This window comes from Streptomyces sp. NBC_01497, from assembly GCF_036250695.1.
Taxonomy (GTDB): Bacteria; Actinomycetota; Actinomycetes; order Streptomycetales; family Streptomycetaceae; genus Streptomyces.
Genome location: NZ_CP109427.1, coordinates 4,645,119 through 4,671,028 on the forward strand (window position 1 = coordinate 4,645,119; position 25,910 = coordinate 4,671,028).

General features: G+C 68.4%; 2 protein-coding genes (1 of these 2 only partly in view). Both read left to right on the forward strand.

All coding sequences use genetic code 11. The annotated features are described in order from the left end of the window. The gene (locus tag OG310_RS19765) at positions 1-1,563 is read left to right on the forward strand and encodes a WXG100 family type VII secretion target (RefSeq protein ID WP_329457207.1); all 1,563 of its coding nucleotides are present in this window, start codon (positions 1-3) and stop codon (positions 1,561-1,563) included. Further along, positions 1,560-25,910 carry the 5' portion of a glycosyltransferase gene (locus OG310_RS19770; RefSeq protein ID WP_329457208.1) on the forward strand. 4,770 nt of this gene lie beyond the right edge of the window, so the window shows 24,351 of its 29,121 coding nt (coding positions 1-24,351); its start codon is at positions 1,560-1,562; its stop codon lies beyond the right edge, outside the window. Before OG310_RS19765 ends, OG310_RS19770 begins: the two co-directional genes overlap by 4 nt.

Here is a 25,910-nt window from a genome sequence, read left to right on the forward strand (position 1 = left end):
ATGGGTGACAACAACTCGTTCTCCGTGGACACCGAGGGCCTGTCCCATGTGATCCCCGACGTGGAGAACCTGGCGAGCCGGATCAGGTCCATCGGCTCGCAGCTCCAGGGGAAGCTGGAGTCCCTGGGCGCGTGCTGGGGTGAGGACAAGAACGGCGAGCAGTTCCTCAGTCAGTACACGAAGCCCAAGGAACAGCTGGTCGAGGGCATCAGCAGCAGCGGTGAAGTGCTCGACAGCACGGTCGAGGGCATCTACACGATGGCCAAGAACTACGACCGTCTTGAGCAGGAGAACATGCTCGCGCTGCAGAAGCTCAAGGTCGCCGACCCCGACGTGGACATCTCGGGCAGCGGCTCGGGCGGTGGCGGGTCGGGCGGTGGCGACGGCACGCAGGCACTCCAGCCGACCAAGCGGATGGCGGCGTTGCGCTCCAGGAACGGCGAGGAACTGCTCCCGGAAGGCGTCGAACGTCCCCTGATGCGCGCCACGCGCCGTGAGGCGGAGGTGCCCGCGACGCCGGGTGAGCCGATGGAGCCACTGCAGCCGATGATGCAGGGCCGGTTGATGTCGCGGACGCCGGCGATCCCGGATGAGCCGCGTGAGTTCGAGCGGTCGAGTATGCCGCTGGAGCGTGAGGCGGAGGTGCCTGCGACGCCGGGTGAGCCGATGGAGCCGCTGCAGCCGATGATGCAGGGCCGGTTGATGTCGCGGACGCCGGCGATCCCGGATGAGCCGCGTGAGTTCGAGCGGTCGAGTATGCCGCTGGAGCGTGAGGCGGAGGTGCCTGCGACGCCGGGTGAGCCGATGGAGCCGCTGCAGCCGATGATGCAGGGCCGGTTGATGTCGCGGACACCGGCAGTGCCCGCGGAGCCCGTGACGCCCGCGACGCCGGTGGAGCCGCGCCAGTTCGTGGAGGACGTTCCGGCGTCGCGCGAGGTGCCCGCGGAGCCCGTCACGCCGAGCATGACCCCGCAGCACATGCTGCGCGAGGAGCAGCCGCAGATGCTCGCACGGACCGAGGCGGTACCGGCCGTGCCCACCCAGCCGGTGCAGGCGTTCAGCCGTGTCGAGGCGCCGCTGCAGTACTCGCACGACAGTGGATCCGTCCCGGACGGAACGGTGCCGGACCAGCCGCGTGAGTTCTCGCGGCTCACGCCTCAGATCCCGGCGATCCCGGCAGAGCGGAGCGAGGGCATCTCGGCACTGGAGCCGAGCATCCCGGCGCACCGCCTGATGCCGGAGGTCCCGGCACAGCCCCTGACGCCGCAGATCCCGACGACCCCGGCGCACCACCTCATGCCCGAGACTCCCGCGCACCACCTGTTGCCGCAGACGCCGGTGACTCCGGCGCACCACCTGTTGCCGCAGACGCCGGTGACACCCGCGCACCACCTGTTGCCGCAGACGCCGGGGCAGCCGCAGACCCCGGTGACCCCGACGCACCTCCTCATGCCGGAGACCCCGGCGCAACCCCTGCTGCCGCTGGAGCGAGACATGCCGATCGAACCGCTGCCGGCGGATGTCCGGATCGCCGACCGCGTGGACGAGCCCGGTCAGGCATGAGCGTCAACCTGCCCCCCGCACTCAGCTGGGTCTCCTATCTCGCGGTCGGACAGTCCTGGCCGAAGGGCGACGAGGACAAGCTGCTCGAACTCGGCCGCGCCTGGGACGAGGCCGCACAGCAGCTCGTCTCCATCGTGGACGAGATCAGTCCGGCCGCGGCCGGTGTGCTGAACAACGTCGGTGGGCAGGTCGCGGACGAGTTCAAGGACTTCGTCCAGCAGTTGCAGGCCAACCTCCCCGAAATGGCCACGTCGGCCAAGCAGTTGGGGGACCTGGGCAAGAACACGGGTGTCCAGGTCGAGTACTCGAAGTACATGATCCTGGCCCAGCTGATCTGGCTGGCGGCCGAGATCGCCCAGTGGGCGTTCTTCGCGCCGGAGGCCATCCCGGTGATGATCACCGCGGCGCGGGTGGCGGTGCAGATGATCCTGCGCCGCCTGCTGATCTCGATCGCCACGGGCGTCGGCATGATGCTCGGGATGGACGCGGTGATCCAGAGCATCCAGATGCTCAAGGGCGACCGTACGAAGTGGAGCACGCAGAACACCCTCCAGGCACTGGAGTCCGGGGCCATCTCGGGGGCGATCGGCGGTGGCATCTTCGGTGGGGCCGCGGCGTTCGTGCCGAAGTTCGAGGCGGGCCTGATCGGGAAGCTGGCGCTCGGCGGCCTCACCGGCATCACCACGACCGAAGCCATGGACGGCATCTTCGGCAGCAGCGAGGGAGGGCTGGCCGGCGCGCTCTCCTCGGGTGCGATCGGCGCTCTGGGCGGCGGCGGTAAGCGCAGGTTCGGCGGCGGGGACAAGACGGAGGTCGACCCGGTCGATGTCCACGTCCCCACCGGCCTCGACCTGAACCTCCCCAAGCCCCCCGACACACCACTTATCGGCCCGGGGCTCGGCGGGGTGCCTACGCCGTTCGACCACTCCGGCCTGACCACGGAGAGCGGAGGCGGCCAGAACCCGGGAGGCGAATCCGGGAGCAACGCGGGTACCAACGGCCTTCCCCACACGGTGTCTTCCGGCCCGGCCGACGTCACCGTGGAGACCAACACGCACACACCGGCCTCCACGCCGTCGACCTCGACGGCCGGGACGCACGAACCGGCGACCGTCGGCGGCGGAAACACGACTGGTGCGCCCGAGCCCTCGACCAGCGGGTTCGGCAGTGACACCTCGAACACCTCGAACAGCAACGCGCCGTCGGACACGGGCTTCGGCTCGGGCACCGGCACCGGCACCGGCACAGGGACGGGTTCCGGCACAGGCACGGGCACTCCGCACACCGAGACCCGCACGGCCACCGAACCGCCCCCGGCGACCACCGGCCTGTCCGGCTTCGAAACCACCCTCAAGGGACCGGGCACCGTCACGGGCCCCGGCACGACAACCAGCGGCACGACCGGCTCCGGCACGGGTACGGTCAGCGGTACGCCCGGTACCGGTGGCGGCCGTACGACGACGGGCCCCGTGACCGGCACCACCGGCGGCGGCCCGGCCCACGCGCCGGGCTCAGGCCCCACGGTGACGACGTCCCGCGGGCCCGATGTGACCACGACGTCCCAGGGCCCGACGGAGACCACGGGCGGCGGTGGCACGACGGACACCTCCGTACCGCACACGCAGCAGCCCGTCACGGAGAGCACGCAGCTCCCGGGCGGTGTCCAGCACACCGGCGGTGAACAGAACACGGGCGGCGCGCACGTCACGGCCGATCCGCAGAGCACCGGCGGCCCGCAGAACACCGGTTCGCACCTGCCGACGATGCCCGACGTACCGCACACGGCGCCGGGCGCGGGGACACCCGTCACCGACACCACTCCGGTCCCGCACGAGCCCGTGACCGACAGCGGCGGGCACAGCGGGAGCGACCAGGACCTGTCGCTGCCGAGCGTGCCGCACACGCAGCCCGGCAGCCCGGGCGTGCACGAACCGGCCGCCAACGGCGGTGACATGTCCGGCGGCTCGCAGGACGTGCCGCGTACGCAGGTGCCGGTCCAGGTGCAGGACAACGGCCCGGGCGGGCAGGAGCAGTTGACGACAGGCGGTCCGTCCGCCGCCTCGGGTCCCCACGACGGGGGCGACGAGAACCTGACGTTCCCGAACGTCCCGCACACCGAGCCGGGTGCGTTCGACCTCCACGAACCGGCCCCCACCGGCGATGGTGCGCACGACGGCGCCGAGCCCGTGGTGCTGACCGACCCCACGCAGACGAACCAGGGCTCCAACCAGGGGCCGGCGCAGGCGCAGCCGGCGCCCCAGACGCAGGTACGGCCGGGCGCCGGTACGGGTACGGGCGCCCAGGGCACGCACCAGCCGCCCGCGAGCGGCGGGAACTCGCCCGCACGGCCGGCCGCGACCGGCCAGGCCGGCGGCCCACGCCCCGTGACGACGGACACGCACACTCCGGGCACCACGGACACCAGCAGCAACGGCCCCGCGACCACGCACGGGACGACGGACACCAGCACACCCAGCGATACGCACGAGACGACGAACAGCACCACCACCAGCACCACCACCAGCACCACCAGTGACGGCCCCGCGACCACGCACGGGACGACCGACACCAGCACACCCAGCGATACCCACGAGACGACGAACACCACCACCACCACCAGCAGCAACGGCCCGACCAGCACGCACGGCTCCGCCGACACCAACGGGCCGAGTCACACGAGCGCCGGCGGCGGGACGGAGGAGGCGGGACACACCGCGGAGACGCCCCCCGCCCGGACGCCGGACGAGTCCCACCCCGAAGACATCTCCACCCACGACGACACGGACGCCCCGAACCCCCACACGACCACCTCCGAGAGCTCCGACGCGGACTTCGCCGAGGCGCTCAACAGCATCAGCGCACCCACCCACGACCCCGGCGGCGGCCCCGACCCCCTCCGCGACGCGCCCGAGGCGCCCACCACGGCCATCGTCTCCCCGCGCGCCACCGTGGATCGGCGCGCTGACGCGCTCGACCAGCTCGCGAAGGACGCGGGGATGTCGGGGCCCGCGCGCAACATGTACACGACCGCGATCAAGGACGCGGCCAAGGGGAACGACTGGAGCGGCGCGACCCGCCATCTGTCCGAGTTCCGGCAGATGATCGACATGCGTGCGCTCAACCAGCGCATCGACGCGTTCAACAACCACGTCGCGGGCGGCTTCGACCGTCTCGGCGATCTGGGCGCGAACCGTGAGGACTGGCAGAGCAAGGTCGACGCCGTCGACGGCGCGCGCCGCAGCGGCGACCCGGACCTGATGGACAGCACGCTGCGCGAGTACACCAACTACGTCGAGCAGCACGTCCCGGCCGAGGTCCTGACCGGCAAGGACTCGGCACGCCCGTACGACTCCGACCTCGAACGCGTACGGCGCGAGATCGCCGAAGCCACCGGTTCGCGCGACGCGGACCGTCTCCACAACGAGCTCCAGGATCTCCTGAAGACAGCCGCGTTGCGTGACCGGCTCGACCAGCTGCACTCGGGGGAGGACTCCGAGGAGGCGGCGCTGCGGCAGCGTCTCGCCAACGCGGCGACCCAGGAGGAGGCCGAGCGTGCGCTGAACCAGCTCGAAGAGCACCGCGAGCTGCAGGAGTTGCAGGACCGCATCAACCGGCTGAACTCCGACGACGCGCCCGGCGACCACAGCGACGACAGCGGCACCGGCCATCCCCCCGGCTCGGACGAGGACCTCCAGGCCCGGCTGGCGAAGCTCCGCGGCGACCAGGACGAACGCACCCAGGAACTCCAGGAGCAGCTGGACCGCGCCGAGACCGAGGAGGAGTCCGAGCGCGCCCTCCAGGAACTCCAGGAGCACCGTGAGGACCAGGCACTCCAGGAACGCCTGGACCGGCTCAAGGAGTTCGACCCGTCCACCGGCCACGATGACGAGGGCCACAGCGGCGACATCCCCAGCGAGGAGGAGCTGAGGCAGCGCCTCGACGCCCTGCACGCCGGCGAGGACGATGCGAGGGCCGCCGAACTCCGCCAGCGTGCCCACGACGCGGAGACCGAAGAGGAGTCCGGGCGGGCCCTCCAGCAGCTGGAACAGCACCAGCAGAGCCAGGAGACCGCCCGCCAGGAACGGGCCGAGGAACTGCGCAACCGGCTCGACTCGCTGCACGACCAGCACACCGAGGACCTGCTCAAGGGCAACCACGAGTCCGCGGCCCGCACCGGGCAGCGCATCGACGACGTACGGCAGCAGCTGGACGACACCCTCACCCATGACGAACGGATGCGGGCGCTCAACGAGGAACTGCGCCAGGGCGTCGACCGTCCCGAGGACACCGGCCGGCTCGACAGGATCGTCACCAAGGGCCTCGACCTCCAGGCCGGCGGCTCGGGAGAGCACAGCGGCGACGAGGCGGGGCCGGGTGAGAACGGCGGGGACAACCGCTCCCCGGACGAACTGGCGGATCTCCTCGACTCCCTGCCCACCCCGGGCGACCACCTCGACCTCCCGTCCGTGCCGCACGACCTGCCGTCGGTTCCGCACGACCTGCCGTCGGTTCCGCACGACCTCCCGAACCTGCCCGGCGTCGATCATCTCGCGGCCCCGTCGACGACCCACGGCAGCGAGGAACACACCGGTGACACGGACGGCACGACGCGTCCGGAACCCGTGGCGGCCCACGACAACTCCTCGTCGAACGAGAGCCCGGGGACCGGTCACGACGACGTACGCAGCGCCCCGGACGACGTGCGCACAGGTCCGCAGGACGTACGGTCCGGGCACGGCAACGGCCCGTCGACGCAGCAGCACCCCGCCCCCCACACGGCACAGCCGGGCTCGGAGACACTCCAGCAGGAGCGTCCCCGCACGGACGAGGACACGCGGGACGACACCGACGACATCACGCTGCACCCCGTACCGAACGTGAGGGACCTGGACGACCTGCGCGCGGCGATCCAGGCGAACTCCGACGAGACCACGCACGAGACCCCCGCCCCCGGCACGTCCACCTCCGGCGACCACGAGACGCCCGGCACAAGCCAGAGCTCCGGGACGCAGCACGGCGGCCAGGAAGAGACGACCGACCAGGGCGACCACGAGAACACCGCCGACGGCAACCAGACGTCCGGCGGCCACCAGGAGCCGCACGAGAGCCAGGAGCCGGGCGGGGGCCGTGAGTCCGGTGACCAGGACCGCTCGGGTGACCAGCAGGGCGGCGACCATCAAGGCGGCGGTGGCCGGGACGACCAGGGCAGTGGCGGCGATCGCGACCGGCCGGGGACCTCGGACCACGAGGACGTGTCCGACGAGGAGAGCGTCTCGGAGGACGAGGCGCATCCCGCACAGGACGACGACGAGACCGTCCACGAGGACCCGTCGGTTCAGCATGACGACGTCACGACGCATGACGACGTCACGACGCATGACGACGTCACGACGCATGACGACGTCACGACGCACGACGACACGACCACGCACGACGACACGACCACGCACGACGACACGGTGGTCCAGGACCACACGTCGACCCATGAGAACGACGTCACGACCGAGTCGGTTGCCGACACCTCACTCGATACCGATCACCACACGACGCACGATTCCTCCGACGAGACCATCGATACGTTGGGTCTCGGCCACGACGACCTGGGGTCGGGGCTGGTCACTGGCCCCCGGGCGCGGATCCTGGTGTTGTCGGATGTGAGCGGTCTGGGTCTTGGTGGCGTTCCGGTCTTCAACATGGAGATGGTGAAGGGCCTTGCGGGGTCTCATGACGTCACCATGCTGACGGTGGATCCGGACAAGAACTACGATCCGGTGGCGAAGACCGAGGAGCATGGTGGGGCGACGATCGTCAATGTCCCGAATCCCGATTTCAAGGAGAGCCGGGACGCGCTCAACGCCCTGGTGGAGAACGATCCCCATACGTACGGCTTGAAGACAGGTCCGGATTCCTACGACCTGGTGATCGGTCATTCGCGTTTTTCGGGTCCTGCGGCTTCGAAGATTCGTGATCTGCATTATCCGGATGCGCGGGTGGTGCATTTCCTGCATACGAGTCCGGTGCGGTTGGACCGGATCAAGGATCAGCCGGAGAAGGGCAGTGCGAAGGCGACCGTCGAGCGCAAGGCGATGGCGGACGCGGACCTTGTCGTGGGCGTGGGCAAGCTTCTCTCGGACGAGGCGGGGCGGCTGTCGGAGCAGATCCTGAAGGTTCCGGGCCTGCACGAGTTCGTGCCGGGTTCGGAGTTGGGTGATCTGGTCACGCGCAATCCGGATCCGTCGGGGACGGTGCATCTGCTGTTGCCCGGTCGGGCGAGTGATGTGATCAAGGGGGTCACGCCGGCGATCAAGGCGATCGGTCAGTTGCAGTCGCAGGGTTACAACGTCCACCTCACCGTGCGCGGCGCTCCGGACCTGGGGACCCCCGAGCACGCGCAGTGGCAGAGCCTGGTCGATGAGCATGCGCCGGGTGCGGTGACGTTGAAGCCGTTCACGACCAGTGCCGCCGAGTTGAACCATGACCGTGAGAACACGGATGCGGTCATCATGCCGTCCCTCCATGAGGGGTTCGGTCTGGTGGCGACGGAGGCGGCGGGCCGTGGTATTCCGGTTCTGGTCAACAAGGAAAGCGGCGCGGCTGATTTCTTCGCCCGGTATCCCGAGGGTCAGAACAGTGTCGTGGACTCACTCTTCGAAGTGGGCAACCCGGACAACGAGCAGAGCCGGGTGGATTCCTGGACTCAGGCGATCGGTGATCTGCACGACCATATTGATGAGCGGTGGAACGACGCCGGCGATCTGCGGAAGGTCCTGAACGACTACTCCTGGAAGCAGTCCGGGGACTCCCTCGTCTCGGCGGCGTTGCATACTCCCGACCCGCAACGCAATTTGCAGCCCCACCAGCGGGCCGGCTTCGGTGACATCACTCGCCAGGGGCCTGGGGGCAGCCTGGAGACCCTCAGTCAGCGCGAGCCGTGGCAGCCGACGGAGCGATGGGACGGCTCCACTGCCGCGCCCACCGGCCACACGATGGGCGACGAGGAACGGCTGCGGCGACTGAGCGACCTCGGCCGACGGCTCGGGCTCATCACTCCCGGCGAGTCTCTCCACAGTGGCCCCGAGCCTGTGGAGGGACCCAGGACGGCCGGCGGTGGCGACCACACCACGGACCAGGGCGACCACGAGGACACAGACGGTCACGGATCGGGCGACACCCAGCGCCCCCGGGACGACCAGGGACACCACGACGACACGTCGTCCCACGACAACACGTCGACGCGCGATGACACCTCCACGCGGGGCGATCACACCTCGACCCACGACGACGACGCCACGACAGAAGCAGTGGCTGACTCCTCGACCGACACCGATCACCACACGACGCACGATTCCTCCGACGAAACCATCGATACGTTGGGTCTCGGCCACGACGATCTGGGGTCGGGGCTGGTCACTGGCCCCCGGGCGCGGATCCTGGTGCTGTCGGATGTGAGTGGTCTGGGTCTTGGTGGCGTTCCGGTGTTCAATATGGAGATGGTGAAGGGCCTTGCGGGGTCTCATGACGTCACCATGCTGACGGTGGATCCGGACAAGAATTACGATCCGGTGGCGAAGGCTGAGGAGCATGGCGGGGCGACGATCGTCAATGTCCCGAATCCCGATTTCAAGGAGAGTCGGGACGCGCTCAATGCCCTGGTGGAGAACGATCCCCATACGTATGGGTTGAAGTCGGGTCCGGATTCTTACGATCTCATCATCGGGCATTCGCGTTTTTCGGGTCCTGCGGCTTCGAAGATTCGTGACTTGCATTATCCGGACGCGCGGGTTGCTCATTTCCTGCATACGAGTCCGGTGCGGTTGGACCGGATCAAGGATCAGCCGGAGAAGGGCAGTGCGAAGGCGACCGTCGAGCGTAAGGCGATGGCTGATGCCGATGTGGTGGTCGGTGTCGGCAAGCTCCTGTCCGATGAGGCGGGGCGGCTGTCGGAGCAGATCTTGAAGGTTCCGGCGCTGCATGAGTTCGTGCCGGGTTCGGAGTTGGGTGATCTGGTCACACGCAAGCCCCATCCGTCCGGTGCGGTGCAGTTGTTGTTGCCGGGTCGGGCGAGTGATGTGATCAAGGGTGTGACGCCGGCGATCAAGGCGATCGGTCAGTTGCAGGCCCAGGGCGTCAAGGTTCATTTGACGGTGCGTGGTGCTCCGGATCTCGGGACTGCTGAGCACGCGCAGTGGCAGACTCTGGTTGATCAGCATGCGCCGGGTGCGGTGACGTTGAAGCCGTTCACGACGAGTGCGGCGGAACTCAACAACGACCGTGAGAACACGGATGCGGTCATCATGCCGTCCCTGCATGAGGGATTCGGTCTGGTGGCGACGGAGGCCGCGGGTCGTGGTATTCCCGTTTTGGTGAACAAGGAGAGTGGCGCGGCTGATTTCTTCGCCCGCTACCCCGAGGGTCAGAACAGTGTCGTGGACTCACTCTTCGAGGTCGGTAACCCGGATAATGAGCAGAGCCGGGTTGATTCGTGGGCGCAGGCGATCGGTGATCTGCACGACCATATTGACGAGCGGTGGCAGGATGCCGCTGATCTGCGGAAGGTCCTGACGGACTATTCCTGGAAGCAGTCCGGGGATTCGCTCGTCTCCGCGGCGTTGCACACCCCGGACCCGCAGCGGAATCTTGATCCGCATCAGCGGGCCGGCTTTGGTGACGTCACCCGGCAGGGTCCGGGCGGCAGCCTGGAGACTCTCAGCCAGCGCGAGCCGTGGCAGCCGACGGAGCGGTGGGACGGCTCGACCGCCGCACCTACCGGCCACACGATGGGCGACGAGGAGCGGCTGCGGCGACTGAGTGACCTGGGCCGGAACCTCGGCCTGATCCCCCGGGGCGAGTCGCTGGGCGCCGGCGGGGACCACTTGCACTCCCAGGACAGCGTGGTGTCGGACGACGACGACATCACCATGGATGCGGTGGCGGATTCGTCGACCGATGTGGGTCACCACCTGGCGGACGATGATGACTTCACGACGGATGCCGTGGCTGATCCGTCATCGGACATCACTATCGACACCGAGTCGGGTCCGGGCCTGGTTGTCGGTCCGCGGGCGCGGATTCTGGTGTTGTCGGATGTGAGTGGTCTGGGTCTTGGTGGTGTTCCGGTGTTCAACATGGAGATGGTCAAGGGCCTTGCGGGGTCTCATGACGTCACCATGCTGACGGTGGATCCGGACAAGAATTACGATCCGGTGGCGAAGACCGAGGAGCATGGCGGGGCGACGATCGTCAATGTCCCGAATCCCGATTTCAAGGAGAGTCGGGACGCGCTCAATGCCCTGGTGGAGAACGATCCTCATACGTATGGTCTGAAGTCGGGTCCGGATTCTTACGATCTCATCATCGGTCATTCGCGTTTTTCGGGTCCTGCGGCTTCGAAGATTCGTGACTTGCATTATCCGGATGCGCGGGTTGCTCATTTCCTGCATACGAGTCCGGTGCGGTTGGACCGGATCAAGGATCAGCCGGAGAAGGGCAGTGCGAAGGCGACCGTCGAGCGTAAGGCGATGGCGGACGCGGACCTTGTCGTGGGAGTGGGCAAGCTTCTCTCGGATGAGGCGGGTCGGCTGTCGGAGCAGATCCTGAAGGTTCCGGGCCTGCACGAGTTCGTGCCGGGCTCGGAGTTGGGCGATCTGGTCACGCGCAATCCGGATCCGTCGGGGAAGGTGCATCTGCTGTTGCCCGGTCGGGCGAGTGATGTGATCAAGGGTGTGACGCCGGCGATCAAGGCGATCGGTCAGTTGCAGTCGCAGGGTTACAACGTCCACCTCACCGTGCGTGGTGCTCCGGATCTCGGGACCCCCGAGCACGCGCAGTGGCAGACTCTCGTTGATCAGCATGCGCCGGGTGCGGTGACGTTGAAGCCGTTCACGACGAGTGCGGCTGAACTCAACCATGACCGTGAGAACACGGATGCCGTGATCATGCCGTCCCTGCATGAGGGGTTCGGTCTGGTGGCGACGGAGGCGGCGGGCCGTGGTATTCCGGTTCTGGTGAACAAGGAGAGTGGCGCGGCTGATTTCTTCGCCCGCTACCCGGAGGGTCAGAACAGTGTCGTGGATTCGCTGTTCGAGGTGGGTAACCCGGATAATGAGCAGAGTCGGGTTGATTCGTGGGCGCAGGCGATCGGTGATCTGCACGACCATATTGATGAGCGGTGGCAGGATGCTGCTGATCTGCGGAAGGTCCTGACGGACTATTCCTGGAAGCAGTCCGGGGATTCGCTCGTCTCGGCGGCGTTGCATACTCCCGACCCGCAGCGGAATCTTGATCCGCATCAGCGGGCCGGCTTTGGTGACGTCACCCGGCAGGGGCCGGGCGGCAGTCTGGAGACCCTCAGTCAGCGCGAGCCGTGGCAGCCGACAGAGCGCTGGGACGGTTCGACCGCCGCACCCACCGGCCACACGATGGGCGACGAGGAGCGGCTGCGGCGACTGAGTGACCTGGGCCGGAACCTCGGCCTGATCCCCCGGGGCGAGTCTCTCCACGGCGGTGCCAACCCGGCGGACACAACTCGGACCGACGGTGGCGACCATCGGCAGTTCCAGGACGACGAGGAGTCGGATGACGACTTCACGATGGATGCGGTGGCGGATTCGTCGACCGATGTGGGCCACCACACGGTGGATGACGATGACTTCACGACGGATGCCGTGGCGGACCCTTCCACGGACATTGCCATCGACACCGACTCGGGGTCGACATTGGCCGTTGGTCCGCGGGCGCGGATTCTGGTGTTGTCGGATGTGAGTGGTCTGGGTCTTGGTGGTGTTCCGGTGTTCAACATGGAGATGGTCAAGGGCCTTGCGGGGTCTCATGACGTCACCATGCTGACGGTGGATCCGGACAAGAACTACGATCCGGTGGCGAAGACCGAGGAGCATGGCGGGGCGACGATCGTCAATGTCCCGAATCCCGATTTCAAGGAGAGCCGGGACGCCCTCAATGCGCTTGTGGAGAGTGATCCGGACAGTTACGGGTTGAAGACCGGTCCGAACGCTTACGACTTGATCATCGGTCATTCGCGTTTTTCGGGTCCTGCGGCTTCGAAGATTCGTGACTTGCATTATCCGGACGCGCGGGTTGCTCATTTCCTGCATACGAGTCCGGTGCGGTTGGACCGGATCAAGGATCAGCCGGAGAAGGGCAGTGCGAAGGCGACCGTCGAGCGTAAGGCGATGGCTGACGCCGATGTCGTGGTCGGTGTCGGGAAGCTCCTGTCCGATGAGGCGGGGCGGCTGTCCGAGCAGATCTTGAAGGTCCCGGCGCTGCATGAGTTCGTGCCGGGTTCGGAGTTGGGTGACCTGGTCACACGCAAGCCCCATCCGTCGGGGGCGGTGCAGTTGCTGTTGCCGGGTCGGGCGAGTGATGTGATCAAGGGTGTCACGCCGGCGATCAAGGCGATCGGTCAGTTGCAGGCCCAGGGTGTCAAGGTCCACCTCACCGTGCGCGGCGCTCCGGATCTCGGGACCCCCGAGCACGCGCAGTGGCAGACTCTCGTTGATCAGCATGCGCCGGGTGCGGTGACGTTGAAGCCGTTCACGACGAGTGCGGCGGAACTCAACCATGACCGTGAGAACACGGATGCCGTGATCATGCCGTCCCTGCATGAGGGGTTCGGTCTGGTGGCGACGGAGGCGGCGGGCCGTGGAATTCCGGTTCTGGTGAACAAGGAGAGTGGCGCGGCTGATTTCTTCGCCCGCTACCCGGAGGGTCAGAACAGTGTCGTGGATTCGCTGTTCGAGGTGGGTAACCCGGATAATGAGCAGAGTCGGGTTGATTCGTGGGCGCAGGCGATCGGTGATCTGCACGACCATATTGATGAGCGGTGGCAGGATGCTGCTGATCTGCGGAAGGTCCTGACGGACTATTCCTGGAAGCAGTCCGGGGATTCGCTCGTCTCGGCGGCGTTGCATACTCCCGACCCGCAGCGGAATCTTGATCCGCATCAGCGGGCCGGCTTTGGTGACGTCACCCGGCAGGGGCCGGGCGGCAGTCTGGAGACTCTCGGTCAGCGCGAGCCGTGGCAGCCGACAGAGCGGTGGGACGGCTCCACTGCCGCGCCCACCGGCCACACGATGGGCGACGAGGAGCGGCTGCGGCGACTGAGCGATCTCGGTCGACGGCTTGGGCTCATCACGCAGGGTGAGTCTCTCCATGGGGGCTCCTCCAACGCGGCGGAAACGACACGTACGGGCAGTGGCGACCATCAGCAGTTCCGGGACGACGAGGAGTCGGATGACGACTTCACGATGGATGCGGTGGCGGATTCGTCGACCGATGTGGGCCACCACACGGTGGATGACGATGACTTCACGACGGATGCCGTGGCGGACCCTTCCACGGACATTGCCATCGACACCGACTTGGGGTCGGGGCTGGTCACTGGCCCCCGGGCGCGGATTCTGGTGCTGTCGGATGTGAGTGGTCTGGGTCTTGGTGGCGTCCCGGTGTTCAATATGGAGATGGTGAAGGGCCTTGCGGGGTCTCATGACGTCACCATGCTGACGGTGGATCCGGACAAGAATTACGATCCGATGGCGAAGGCTGAGGAGCATGGTGGGGCGACGATCGTCAATGTCCCGAATCCCGATTTCAAGGAGAGTCGGGACGCACTCAATGCCCTGGTGGAGAACGATCCCCATACGTATGGGTTGAAGTCGGGTCCGGATTCTTACGATCTCATCATCGGCCATTCGCGCTTTTCGGGTCCTGCGGCGTCCAAGATTCGTGACTTGCATTATCCGGACGCGCGGGTTGCTCATTTCCTGCATACGAGTCCGGTGCGGTTGGACCGGATCAAGGATCAGCCGGAGAAGGGCAGTGCGAAGGCGACCGTCGAGCGTAAGGCGATGGCTGACGCCGATGTGGTGGTCGGTGTCGGGAAGCTGCTCTCGGATGAGGCGGGGCGGCTGTCCGAGCAGATCTTGAAGGTTCCGGCGCTGCATGAGTTCGTGCCGGGTTCGGAGTTGGGTGACCTGGTCACACGCAAGCCCCATCCGTCGGGGGCGGTGCAGTTGCTGTTGCCGGGTCGGGCGAGTGATGTGATCAAGGGTGTCACGCCGGCGATCAAGGCGATCGGTCAGTTGCAGGCCCAGGGCGTCAAGGTTCATTTGACGGTGCGTGGTGCTCCGGACCTGGGGACCCCCGAGCACGCTCAGTGGCAGAGCCTGGTCGATCAGCATGCGCCGGGTGCGGTGACGTTGAAGCCGTTCACGACGAGCGCGGCGGAACTCAACAACGACCGTGAGAACACCGACGCGGTCATCATGCCGTCCCTCCATGAGGGGTTCGGTCTGGTGGCGACGGAGGCCGCGGGTCGTGGAATTCCGGTTCTGGTCAACAAGGAAAGTGGTGCCGCGAACTTCTTCGCCCGGTATCCGGCGGGTCAGAAGAGTGTGGTGGATTCCCTCTTCGAGGTGGGTGATCCGGCAAATGAGCAGAGCCGGGTTGATTCCTGGGCGCAGGCGATCGGTGATCTCCACGACCACATTGACGAGAGGTGGCAGGACGCGGCGGATCTGCGGAATGTTCTGACCGACTACTCCTGGAAGCAGTCCGGCGATTCCCTCGTCTCGGCGGCGTTGCATACTCCCGACCCGCAACGCAATCTGGACCCGCATCAGCGTGCCGGCCTCGGTGACGTCACCCGGCAGGGGCCGGGCGGCAGCCTGGAGACTCTCAGCCAGCGCGAGCCGTGGCAGCCGACAGAGCGGTGGGACGGCTCGACCGCCGCGCCCACCGGCCACACCATGAGTGACGAGGAGCGGCTGCGGCGACTGAGCGATCTCGGCCGCCGGCTCGGCCTGGTCACTCCGGGCGAGTCCCTTCACGGGGGCGGAGACCGTCAGCAGTCGCGGGGCGGCCAGGAGTCGGACGACACGAACGACGACGTCACGACGGATGCCGTCGCCGACTCCTCACTCGCCCCCTCTCACGACACCGCGCATGACTCCTCCGATGACTCGATCGGCACGGTCGATCTCGGGCTTGGCGATTTGGGGTCGGGACTGGTCGGTGGGCCGCGGGCGCGCATCCTGGTGTTGTCGGATGTGAGCGGGCGTGGCCTCGGTGGTGTTCCGGTGTTCAACATGGAGATGGTCAGGGGACTTTCTGAGTCCCATGACGTCACCATGCTGACCGTGGATCCTGCCGAGAACTATGACCTGACGGCAAGGACCGAGGAGCATGGCGGCGCCACGATCGTCAATGTGCCGAACTCCGACTTCAAGGAGAGCCGGGACGCCCTCAACGCGCTTGTGGAGAGTGATCCGGACAGTTACGGGTTGAAGACCGGTCCGAACGCTTACGACTTGATCATCGGTCATTCGCGTTTTTCGGGTCCTGCGGCTTCGAAGATTCGTGACTTGCATTATCCGGACGCGCGGGTTGCTCATTTCCTGCATACGAGTCCGGTGCGGTTGGACCGGATCAAGGATCAGCCGGAGAAGGGCAGCGCGAAGGCGACGGTCGAGCGCAGGGCGATGGCTGATGCCGATGTGGTGGTCGGTGTCGGGAAGCTCCTGTCCGATGAGGCGGGGCGGCTGTCCGAGCAGGTCTTGAAGGTTCCGGCGCTGCATGATTTCGTGCCGGGCTCGGAGTTGGGTGACCTGGTCACACGCAAGCCCCATCCGTCCGGGGCGGTGCAGTTGCTGTTGCCTGGCCGGGCGGACGACGTGATCAAGGGTGTCACTCCGGCGATCAAGGCGATCGGTCAGTTGCAGGCGCAGGGTTACCACGTCCACCTGACGGTGCGCGGTGCCCCGGACGTGGGGACGGCCGAGCACGCACAGTGGCAGAAGCGGGTCGATGAGCATGCGCCGGGTGCGGTGACGTTGAAGCCGTTCACGACGAGTGCGGCTGAACTCAACCATGACCGTGAGAACACCGACGCGGTCATCATGCCGTCCCTCCATGAGGGGTTCGGTCTGGTGGCCACGGAGGCGGCGGGTCGTGGTATTCCGGTTCTGGTGAACAAGGAGAGTGGCGCGGCCGACTTCTTCGGCCGGTATCCGGCGGGTCAGAAGAGTGTGGTGGATTCGCTCTTCGAGGTGGGTGATCCGGATAATGAGCAGAGTCGGGTTGATTCGTGGGCGCAGGCGATCGGTGATCTGCATGATCATATTGACGAGAGGTGGCAGGACGCCGCTGATCTGCGGAATGTTCTGACGGAGTACTCCTGGAAGCAGTCCGGCGATTCCCTCGTCTCGGCGGCTTTGCACACTCCCGCCCCGCAGCGGACTCTGGCGGCCCACCGGCGGGCGGGGCTCGGTGACATCACCCGGCAGGGGCCGAGCGGTGGCCTGGAGTCGTTGGGTACGCGGCAGCCGTGGCAGCCGACGGAACGCTGGGACGGTTCGACGGCCGCACCCACCGGCCGCACGATGGATGACACGGAGCGGCTGCGGCGGCTGAGTGATCTCGGTCGGCAGCTCGGCTTGATCACCCCGGGGGAGTCCCTTCACGGGCATTCCGAACCTTCCGAGAGGCCTCTGACGGCGGACGGCGACAGTGCGCACGGCTCGGGCGCCGTGCACGAGCTGCCGCCGGACGTCGCGCTGCTGCACGAGGTGCGCAGTGTCCTGGCCGATGTCCCGGACCGGGAGCAGATTTCGGCTGAGGAGGTTGCCGACCTGCATCGGCAGCTGGTGGAGCGCGGTGCGACCGTGCAGCGCACGACACGCCAGATCGCGCAGGACGTGGCCGCGTTGGCGTTGGGTCAGGAGCCGCCCCGTCTGCGCGCCGGCGGATGGTTCACGGCCGCGCCGGCCGTCATGATGTCGTCGGGGCACTTCTACTTCGCGAACCTGTCGTCGGCGAAGCCGGAGTTCGTGGAGAAGGCCGCGCAGGTGCTGGATCTCCTGTCGTCGCACCAGGGCATCACGGACTTCCTGGGCACCGGACGGGCGAGGATCATCCTGGAGAACCGGGCGCTGGAGTCGCCGGCCGAGGTGCGGTCGGACGGGCAGGGCGGGTATCAGGTCCAACTGGCGGCGTACTACTTCGAGAACTACAGCATCGGGTATGTGGCGGGGATGCTGGCCCATGAGTTCGGTGTGCATCCGATGGCGAGTGTTCGCCATGATGTGCAGGCCGAGGACGAGATGTTCCGTGACATGCCGATGCGGGTTCCGGGGTTGCCGGAGCGGAGCATGAACGCGTCGTTGGCGAAGCAGTCGGATCACGTGCTGGGTGCGATCAGGGGTAACGCGCGGTATGAGGTGTATCGGCGGGCTGTTGTCGATATGGCGCGTGTGGTGTTGGGGCAGGCGCGGGCGTCGGCGGGTCCGACGTTCCGTGATGTGACGGATGTCCTGGATTCGTATCTCATGGATGTGGCGTCGATCGCGGCGACCAATGATGATCGTCTTCTGGGTGTGCCGGGTCGTAATGGCAGCGTGCGGGTGCGGCAGGACATCGCGACGGTCTACAACGAGTACCGGCAGTGGATGCTGGACGAGACCGCGCTGAGTGATCTGCACGCGCACGTCCCGCCGCTCAAGACCGAACCGGACGTCGCCGCCGACTACAAGGTGCTGTTGAAGCAGGTGGCGACCGCCAAGCTCCTCAGTGGTTACAGCGTGAGCAAGGAGATGCTCGACCCGCCGTCGCGTCCCCTCGTCGTGGACCGGCCCGCCACGGAGTCGGCTCCGGTGGAGGCGGTTCCGGTGGAGTCGACCACCGAGCACCCGCCGGTGGACTCCACCCGGCTTGAGCAGCAGGACCCGCACGAGCAGCAGGACCCGCACGGGCAGCAGGACCCGCACGAACTGCGGGAGCCGCAGGAGCGGCGGGCCAACGAGACCGCGACACAGGACGACGACGTCCACGACGCCGCCCACGACAAGGGCAAGGAGCGGGACGGCGCCGGGCAGGACGACCAGGACCGGCCGCAGCAGCGCACGGCACTCTCCGAGGGCCACGATCCCGACGAACTGGAAGGTCCGCACGAGGAGTACGGCGACGCACTGCGCAACCTCGCGCGGGCCCAGGAGGACGTCGCCGCGGCGGAGCAGCTGGACGCGCACGGCATCGGCACCTCCGCCGACGCGTTGCACGGACGGGCTCATGCGGCGCTCCAGCGGCTGCGCACCGCCGAAGAGGCCCTGGGCCAGGCCGAGCTGCGCCGTCAGGCACGCGAACTCGACGCGGCGCACGACCCGTTCAGCGGCGAGCCGGGCACCAGGGGGGCGGTTGGCCGGGAGCGGACGCCGACGGTGACCCGGTCGGACGACAGCGAGTCGACCCGCACCGATGGCAGCCACGAGCTGGCGCCGGACGTCGCGCTGCTGCACGAGGTCCGAGGCCTCCTGGGGGAGGAGCAGGGCCGGGAGCAGATTTCGGCTGAGGAGGTCGCCGACCTGCATCGGCAGCTGGTGGAGCGCGGTGCGACCGTGCAGCGCACGACACGCCAGATCGCACAGGACATCGCGGCTTTGAAGGTGGGCCATGAACCGGGCCGTCTGCGGGGCGCCGGGCTGCTCGACAACTGGCTGAAGCCCGCCCCGCCGGTCATGATGTCGTCCGGGCGTATCCACTTCGCGAACCTGTCGTCGGCGAAGCCGGAGTTCGTGGAGAAGGCCGCGCAGGTGCTGGATCTCCTGTCGTCACACCAGGGCATCACGGACTTCCTCGGTACGGGGCAGGCGAGGATCATCCTGGAGAACCGGGCGCTGGAGTCGCCGGCCGAGGTGCGGTCGGACGGGCAGGGCGGGTACCAGGTCCAACTCGCCGCCTACTACTTCGAGAAGTACACGATCGGCTATGTGGCGGGCATGCTCGCGCACGAGTTCGGAGTGCATCCGATGGCGAGTGTTCGCCATGATGTGCAGGCCGAGGACGAGATGTTCCGTGACATGCCGATGCGGGTTCCGGGGTTGCCGGAGCGGAGTATGAACGCGTCGTTGGCGAAGCAGTCGGATCACGTGCTGGGTGCGATCCGGGGTAATGCGCGGTATGAGGTGTATCGGCGGGCTGTTGTCGATATGGCGCGTGTGGTGTTGGGGCAGGCGCGGGCGTCGGCGGGTCCGACGTTCCGTGATGTGACGGATGTCCTGGATTCGTATCTCATGGATGTGGCGTCGATCGCGGCGACGAATGATGATCGTCTTCTGGGTGTACCGGGTCGCAGTGGCAGTGTGCGGGTGCGGCAGGACATCGCGACGGTCTACAACGAGTACCGGCAGTGGATGCTGGATGAGACCGCGCTGAGTGATCTGCACGCGCACGTCCCGCCGCTCAAGACCGAACCGGACGTCGCCGCCGACTACAAGCTTCTGGCGGGACGGGTGGCCGCCGGAATGCTCGGCGGATCGAGCGTGAGCAAGGAAATGCTTCCCCCGCCGCCGCGTCCCGCCGTCGAGGACCGTACGACGGTGTCCTCGGAACCGCCCGCTGCGGCGACCGACGTCGTCGAGGCCCCGGCCGCCGACGGCGGCGAGGACACGACCACCAGGGGCAGTGGGGACCCGGTCACGGACGGCGACGAGGAGGCCGCCGTCACCCGGCCCGGGCCGGCCGACTCCACGCAGCGGGAGACCGCCGGTGGCGCGGGACGCTCCAGCCGGCCCGGACTGTCCGACTGGAACGCGGAGCAGCATCGCGGTACGGCCGTACAGACCCTTCAGGACACCGCCGCGCCGGACACCCAGCTGAGTGTGGACCCGCTGTCGCAGGGGGAGGGGCACCCCTCGCAGGGCCTCGGCACCTACCGGCCCGAGGACTGGGCGAGCCGAGCGGACCGCCTGCCCGTCCTGCTCGCGCAGCAGACCTTCCGGGGGCACACCGCCCTCGGCGCCGCGGGCCGGGGCCGGTTCATGGGAGCCCGGCAGTCCGTCCCGTGGCAGAGCACGGACGTGTCCTTCTTCGCCGCCCACGGTGCCTCGAACCACGTCCAACTCGTCCTCGGCGACGGCCGCGTCGTCCGGGTCAGTGGCCGTGAGCTGGGGCGTTACCTCGTCCGCAACGCGGCTTCGCTGGGGCCCGAAGACCGTCCCCTGGTGTTGCTGTCGTGCACCACCGGCACCGATCCGGCGTACGGGGGGCTCTCCGTCGCCCAGCACGTCGCGAACGTGACCGGCCGGGTCGTGCACGCGCCCACCACGCCCTCCGGCACGGTGCGTGACCGTCATGGCGTCCCGCAGGCCGTCCTCTTCGCTGACGCGGCCAACAATCCCGGAGCCTGGAGGACCTTCACGCCCGAGCCGTCCGGTGCCACGCTCGATCACCTCGCGCGGGTCGCCGGGCTGCACGACGACGAGGGCCCGGCAGACCCCTGGACGACGACCAGGACCCTGCAGTACGTGCGGACCCTGCGCGGCACGTTCGGCACCGACATCGAGAGCAGCGCCGCACACGAGGCGGCGTTGCGGGGTCTGGCCGCCCTGGACAGGCTGCGCTGGAACCCCGGCACCGAAGGGCTGCCCGCCCTGCACACCGGCGGCCGGATGAACGCGGACGTCCTGCGGCAGATCACCCGGGACGTGCTGGGGCTGCCCGACGACGTGACGCAGACGCCTGAGCACTGGAACACCGTGCTGGAGGCCGGGGCCGTCGCCCACGCCGAGGACCCGGGTGCGTCGGCGTCCGGGATCCGCGCCGTCGTGCAGCGCGGGCAGGACACGCTGCCGCCGGTCGAGGAGTCGCGGGGCACGGGTACCGCCGACCTGGACGACACGGCCTCCGCGTACGACGCCCTGCAGGACCAGACGACAACGACGACAACGACGACAACAACGGCGCCGCCGTCGACAACGACGGCCTCGACTTCGGCTTCCCACGGCCAGGAAAGCACGGTCGAGCCGCCCCACGACACGACACAGGACACGACTCACGACACGACCTCGGTGACGACGACCGAGGCGCCGCCCCGTCCCCGGGTGCACTTCGCGGACGGCACGGTTCCCGGCGAGGCGCACACGGCGGGCACCCGCAGTGCCACGTCCACCCGCACCCCGTTCACGATGCCGCGCCACACCACCGTCGAGACCAGCCTCGACACGTACCGTAGGCCCCACCTCGACCGGACCATGGTGCCGCCGCCCCGCAACGGCCGCGTCGTCACGTTCGACGACGGCACCCACCTGCCCACGTACATCACCGGCGACGGCACGGACTCCGGCCGTTCCGGGACGTACGGCGAGAGCCGGGTGACCCTGCGCGCCGTCAGCCAGGTGGTGACGGAGATCCGCCACCGCGCGGGACTGTCGCAGTACGGCCCCGAGGGCCAGGCGGAGGCGCTCGCGGACCTGCGCCGGGCGCTGCGTGACACGCCGTGGCAGTTCCACGGCGAGGGCTACCGCTCGCCGGCGTTCAAGAACGCCTCGGGGCAGACCCGTTACCTCCGGGTCACCACGCGCCCGCACAACGCGTGGGAGCGGTTCGACGACTCCTTCGGCTCGCCGTTCAAGTTCGACTCGGTGCAGCGCAGCCAGGTCACCACCGGCGCGGGCGCGGTGCAGTCCACCGGGCTGCGCTTCGCCCCGGGCTTCTCGCTCGGCCCGGCCTCCGGCATCGCCGCGTACGGGCGGGTCGGCGGCGGCCTCGGTTACGCGCGTACGTACGACTACGCGATGCAGAACCAGACGCTCAGCCAGGCCGAGACGCGCATGGGTGACACGTCGAACCTGCACCTCGACGACGTGCAGTACGAGGTGCGCCTCGAAGGCGGGCCGCTCTCCTCCCACCCGGGGCTCGCACGTCACGCCGACACGACCCACTTCACTTTCGGTGTGCGCAACGGCCTGACCGTGCGGCTCTCGTCGAGCGAGACCAGGACCGGCGCCTCCACGGCCGGCAGTGGCCAGGCACCGCGCGAGATGACCATCGACCCGGACGCCGGCTACCGCCTCGTGCACACCGAGGGCTTCGGGCCGGTGAAGGAGATCAGGGACTGGGCGCTGAAGCGCGCGTACGCCCGGCCCGGCACGTCGGCGCACGATGAGATCTCCGGGTTCTTCACGACGGAGAACTTCCACCGCATGGCCGACCGCCTCTCGCACGGCCTCGTCACGACACGGCAGTTGACGCGGGAGGACGAGGACCGCTCCCCGATGGGCGCCTTCGTGGTGGACCGGGTGGTCCCCGGCAAGGCGACGCTGCTGACGGAGACGACGGCCGCCGAGATGCGTATGACCGTCCAGCAGGCGGTCAGGAACGAACGGACTCTCTCGAAGACCTACACGCAGGAACTGAGCGCCAGCGTCGGCCCGAGCGCCGACGTGTCGTCCTTCTTCGGCCCGGCGGCCGGACTGCGCGCGATGGCCGGTGTCTTCGGGCGCTATGCCCGCTCGACGCTGCACGGCACGGTGTTCGGCGGTACGGCGAACAAGAAGTTCGTCGGGCAGGCCAAGAAGGTGCCGACCCACCTGTACCTCGTGCACAAGACGGTGTACGTACGGCGCACGGGCGACACGACGTCGACACCGTTCACGACGTGGAGCCTCGACCGGATGACCACCACCGAGGCGCGCCGCCTCGCCGGCTGGGACGACGGCACGGCGCTCACCTCGCGCAAGGACAACGAGCCCTTCGCCCCCGTGTACTTGACGAAGGACCACCCGAGCGTGCTCGGCATGAGCCGCCCGGAGGCGTTCGTCCACGAGGCGGAGCCGCAGCAGCGGGAGGCGACGCGGGAGGAGCCGGTACAGGAGGAGCCGACGCGGGAAGGGCCTCCGCAGGACGAGCCGGTACGGGAGGGCCTCCCGGAGCAGCACCAGGGGACACCGGAGCAGGAGCAGGGGACACCGGAGCAGCACCAGGAGCGTGAGCAGGAGGAGCGCCGCAGGGAGTCGCAGGAGCGGGAGGTCCCGCCCCCGGTCCCGCCACGGCCCGGCCTCCTCCAGGAGTTCACGCAGCGGGTGCTGGAGGCCGCCGCCGATAAGTACCCCGAGATGATCGCGCCGTTGGAGGACTTCGGCGGCGTCGGCAGTTCCCGGTGGAACAGCCGCGAGCACTACCGGATGGCGTTGCAGAACACACTGAACGTCGTGAACACGCTGTCCCACCACAGCATGGCCGGCAACCTGGAGACGCTGATCACCACCGGTGTGCGCGTCGAACTGGTCAGCCCCGGGCGGCTGCACCGCTCCCACCGGTACCTGTGGATCGACGGCAAGCTCACCGACCGCCGCTACGAGGGCACGCAGAACGACCTGTACGTGCGCACCAGCGCGCCCGGCACCCAGCGCATGGACGGTATGCGCAACGTCGTCCGGGGGTTCGAGGGCGGCGTCGAGGCATCCCTCGCGGTGCGCGACGCGGAGCACGACGTCGTGGGCCGGCCCGAGAACATCGGGACGCTCCAGGTCGGGCCCCGCTGGGGCCGGCAGACCGGACACCGGACGGGATACGGCTCCACCGCGTCGTTCGAGTCCCTCAGCAGCAGCACGTCACCCTCCCATCTGCACAGCTACCGGCTGGAGTTGTCGGCATCGACCGGTGGCTACCGGCGCTTTCGGCACCTCTGGCGCGGTACGGCGTCCCTCGGTGTGCTGGGCACGCAGCTGTTCGTACGGAACGAGCCGCACACCGACCTCGTCGGCGGTGCGGCGGGCGAGGGTGTGACCGGACGTGTGATCCTCGCCGTGGCGTCGGAGCACACCCCGACGTCCGATCCGCACCTCGGTGCCCACACCGGCGACGGCTCGCCGCGTCACACCGAGGCGCCGCTGACGACGGCCCAGGCCAAGGCCCTGCTGGACGGCGACCTGCTGGGGGCGCCGCCGCAGGCGCCGAGCCAGTTCGGTGACCATCCCTTCCACACCGTCGGGGTCGGCGGGCACCCGGAGCTCGTCGAGGGCGCCGTGGACGTGATGCGGCAGGTGTCGAACAACGCGTGGTTCTTCCGGCAGCCGAGCGCCCCCGCGCACGAGGCACTGGTGCGCTCGCTGCAGTCCGGGCCGCTGACCGCCGACTTCGACCAGCTGTCCGCGCCCGCCGGCAGCCGCGTCAACGGCCTCTTCGGCCAGGGCCCCTACCTCAACCGGCTGGGCGCGCTGGTGCACCGCATGGGCGTCGGCAACCTGCGGGTCGCGTCTAAGCCGGTGAAGATCGATACGGAGCAGAACCTCGGCTCGGACACCCTCGCGTCGGGCGCCGTCACCACCACGCACACCTTCACCCTCGCCATGGCGGGCAACGCCGTCCACACCCAGGGCGCGTCGCCGACCGTCGCGGGCACCTACGGCGGCGTCGGCCGGATCGGCAGTGCGCACGGTGTGACCCGGTCGGTGACCAGGACCGTCACGTCCGACATGAACCCCGTCGACACCAGCCACAAGGTCATGGTGGTCGGCGACACGGAGCACGAGATCGCCGGCACGGCGCGCGGCGACGGCCTGCTGGCCCCGGTGCACGCGCTGGCGACCCGGATGCGTACGACGTGGGCGGGCAGGCGGTTCACGTTCGCGGGTGACTGGGTGGGCCACGTCACGGAGAAGACGGCCCACCGGATCGGTCTGCTGCGGGACAAGCTCGGCGACGTACCGCGCTACACGGAGCAGGAGTGGCAGCTGCCCGCGTGGTGGGAGGACAGCCCGTTCGGCGCCTACCCCGTCAACTCCCTCGACGCGGCCAGGGTGGTCGCGGACTTCACCCGGCAGCTGGAGAGCGTCGGCGCCGACGAGGTGAGCCGCGACGACGCGCGCGCCCGCACCATGCCGCGCCCGCTGCGGGCGCTGTACGGGAGGCTGGCGTCCGGCGGTGCGGAGACCCGCTCCCGCATCGGTGGCCCCGGCTGGGGCTGGTTCCGGGTCGGCGGCAGGACGCGCCTGGTGACGGTCGAACTCATCAAGCAGGAAACGGAGTTCGACGGGCTCGGCCACAGCACCGTCTTCAAGGACGGCCGTCACGCCACGGAGACGACCGACACGACGCGTACCGACGCCAGGATCAAGGCGCTGGGCGTCCAGCTCGGCGAGGCCGTGCGTACCGGGGACGACGTCGCGAACGCGGCGGGACCCACGTACGCGGAGCAGGGGTCGAGCACCCAGCAGGTGTCGTCGGGCCGTTCGACCGCGCGGATGAAGAACACCGTCTTCTACGCCAACGAGCCGCACGCCGAGTACCTGACCCGCTACCGGCTGAAGCTGACGCTGGACCTCGGCGACGGGAAGCAGATCACGTCCGAGGGCGATGTCGGCCGGCTGCGGGAACAGGTCCCGCTGAGCCTGACCGTACCGGCGCACGCGGCGGCGGAGTCCGAGGGCACGGGGCGGGGGCTCGGGGCCGATCCGCTCGGCGGCCAGGATGCGAGCGGCTGGGGCGACGACGTCCGCGACGCGCTGGACGCGACGCGGCAGCGCGTGCGGGACGAGCAGGACGGCGACGAGCCGCCC

Coding starts and splice junctions, on each gene's coding strand:
- OG310_RS19765 (WP_329457207.1), top strand. CDS start 1: ATGGGTGACAACAACTCGTTCTCCGTGGACACCGAGGGCCTGTCCCAT.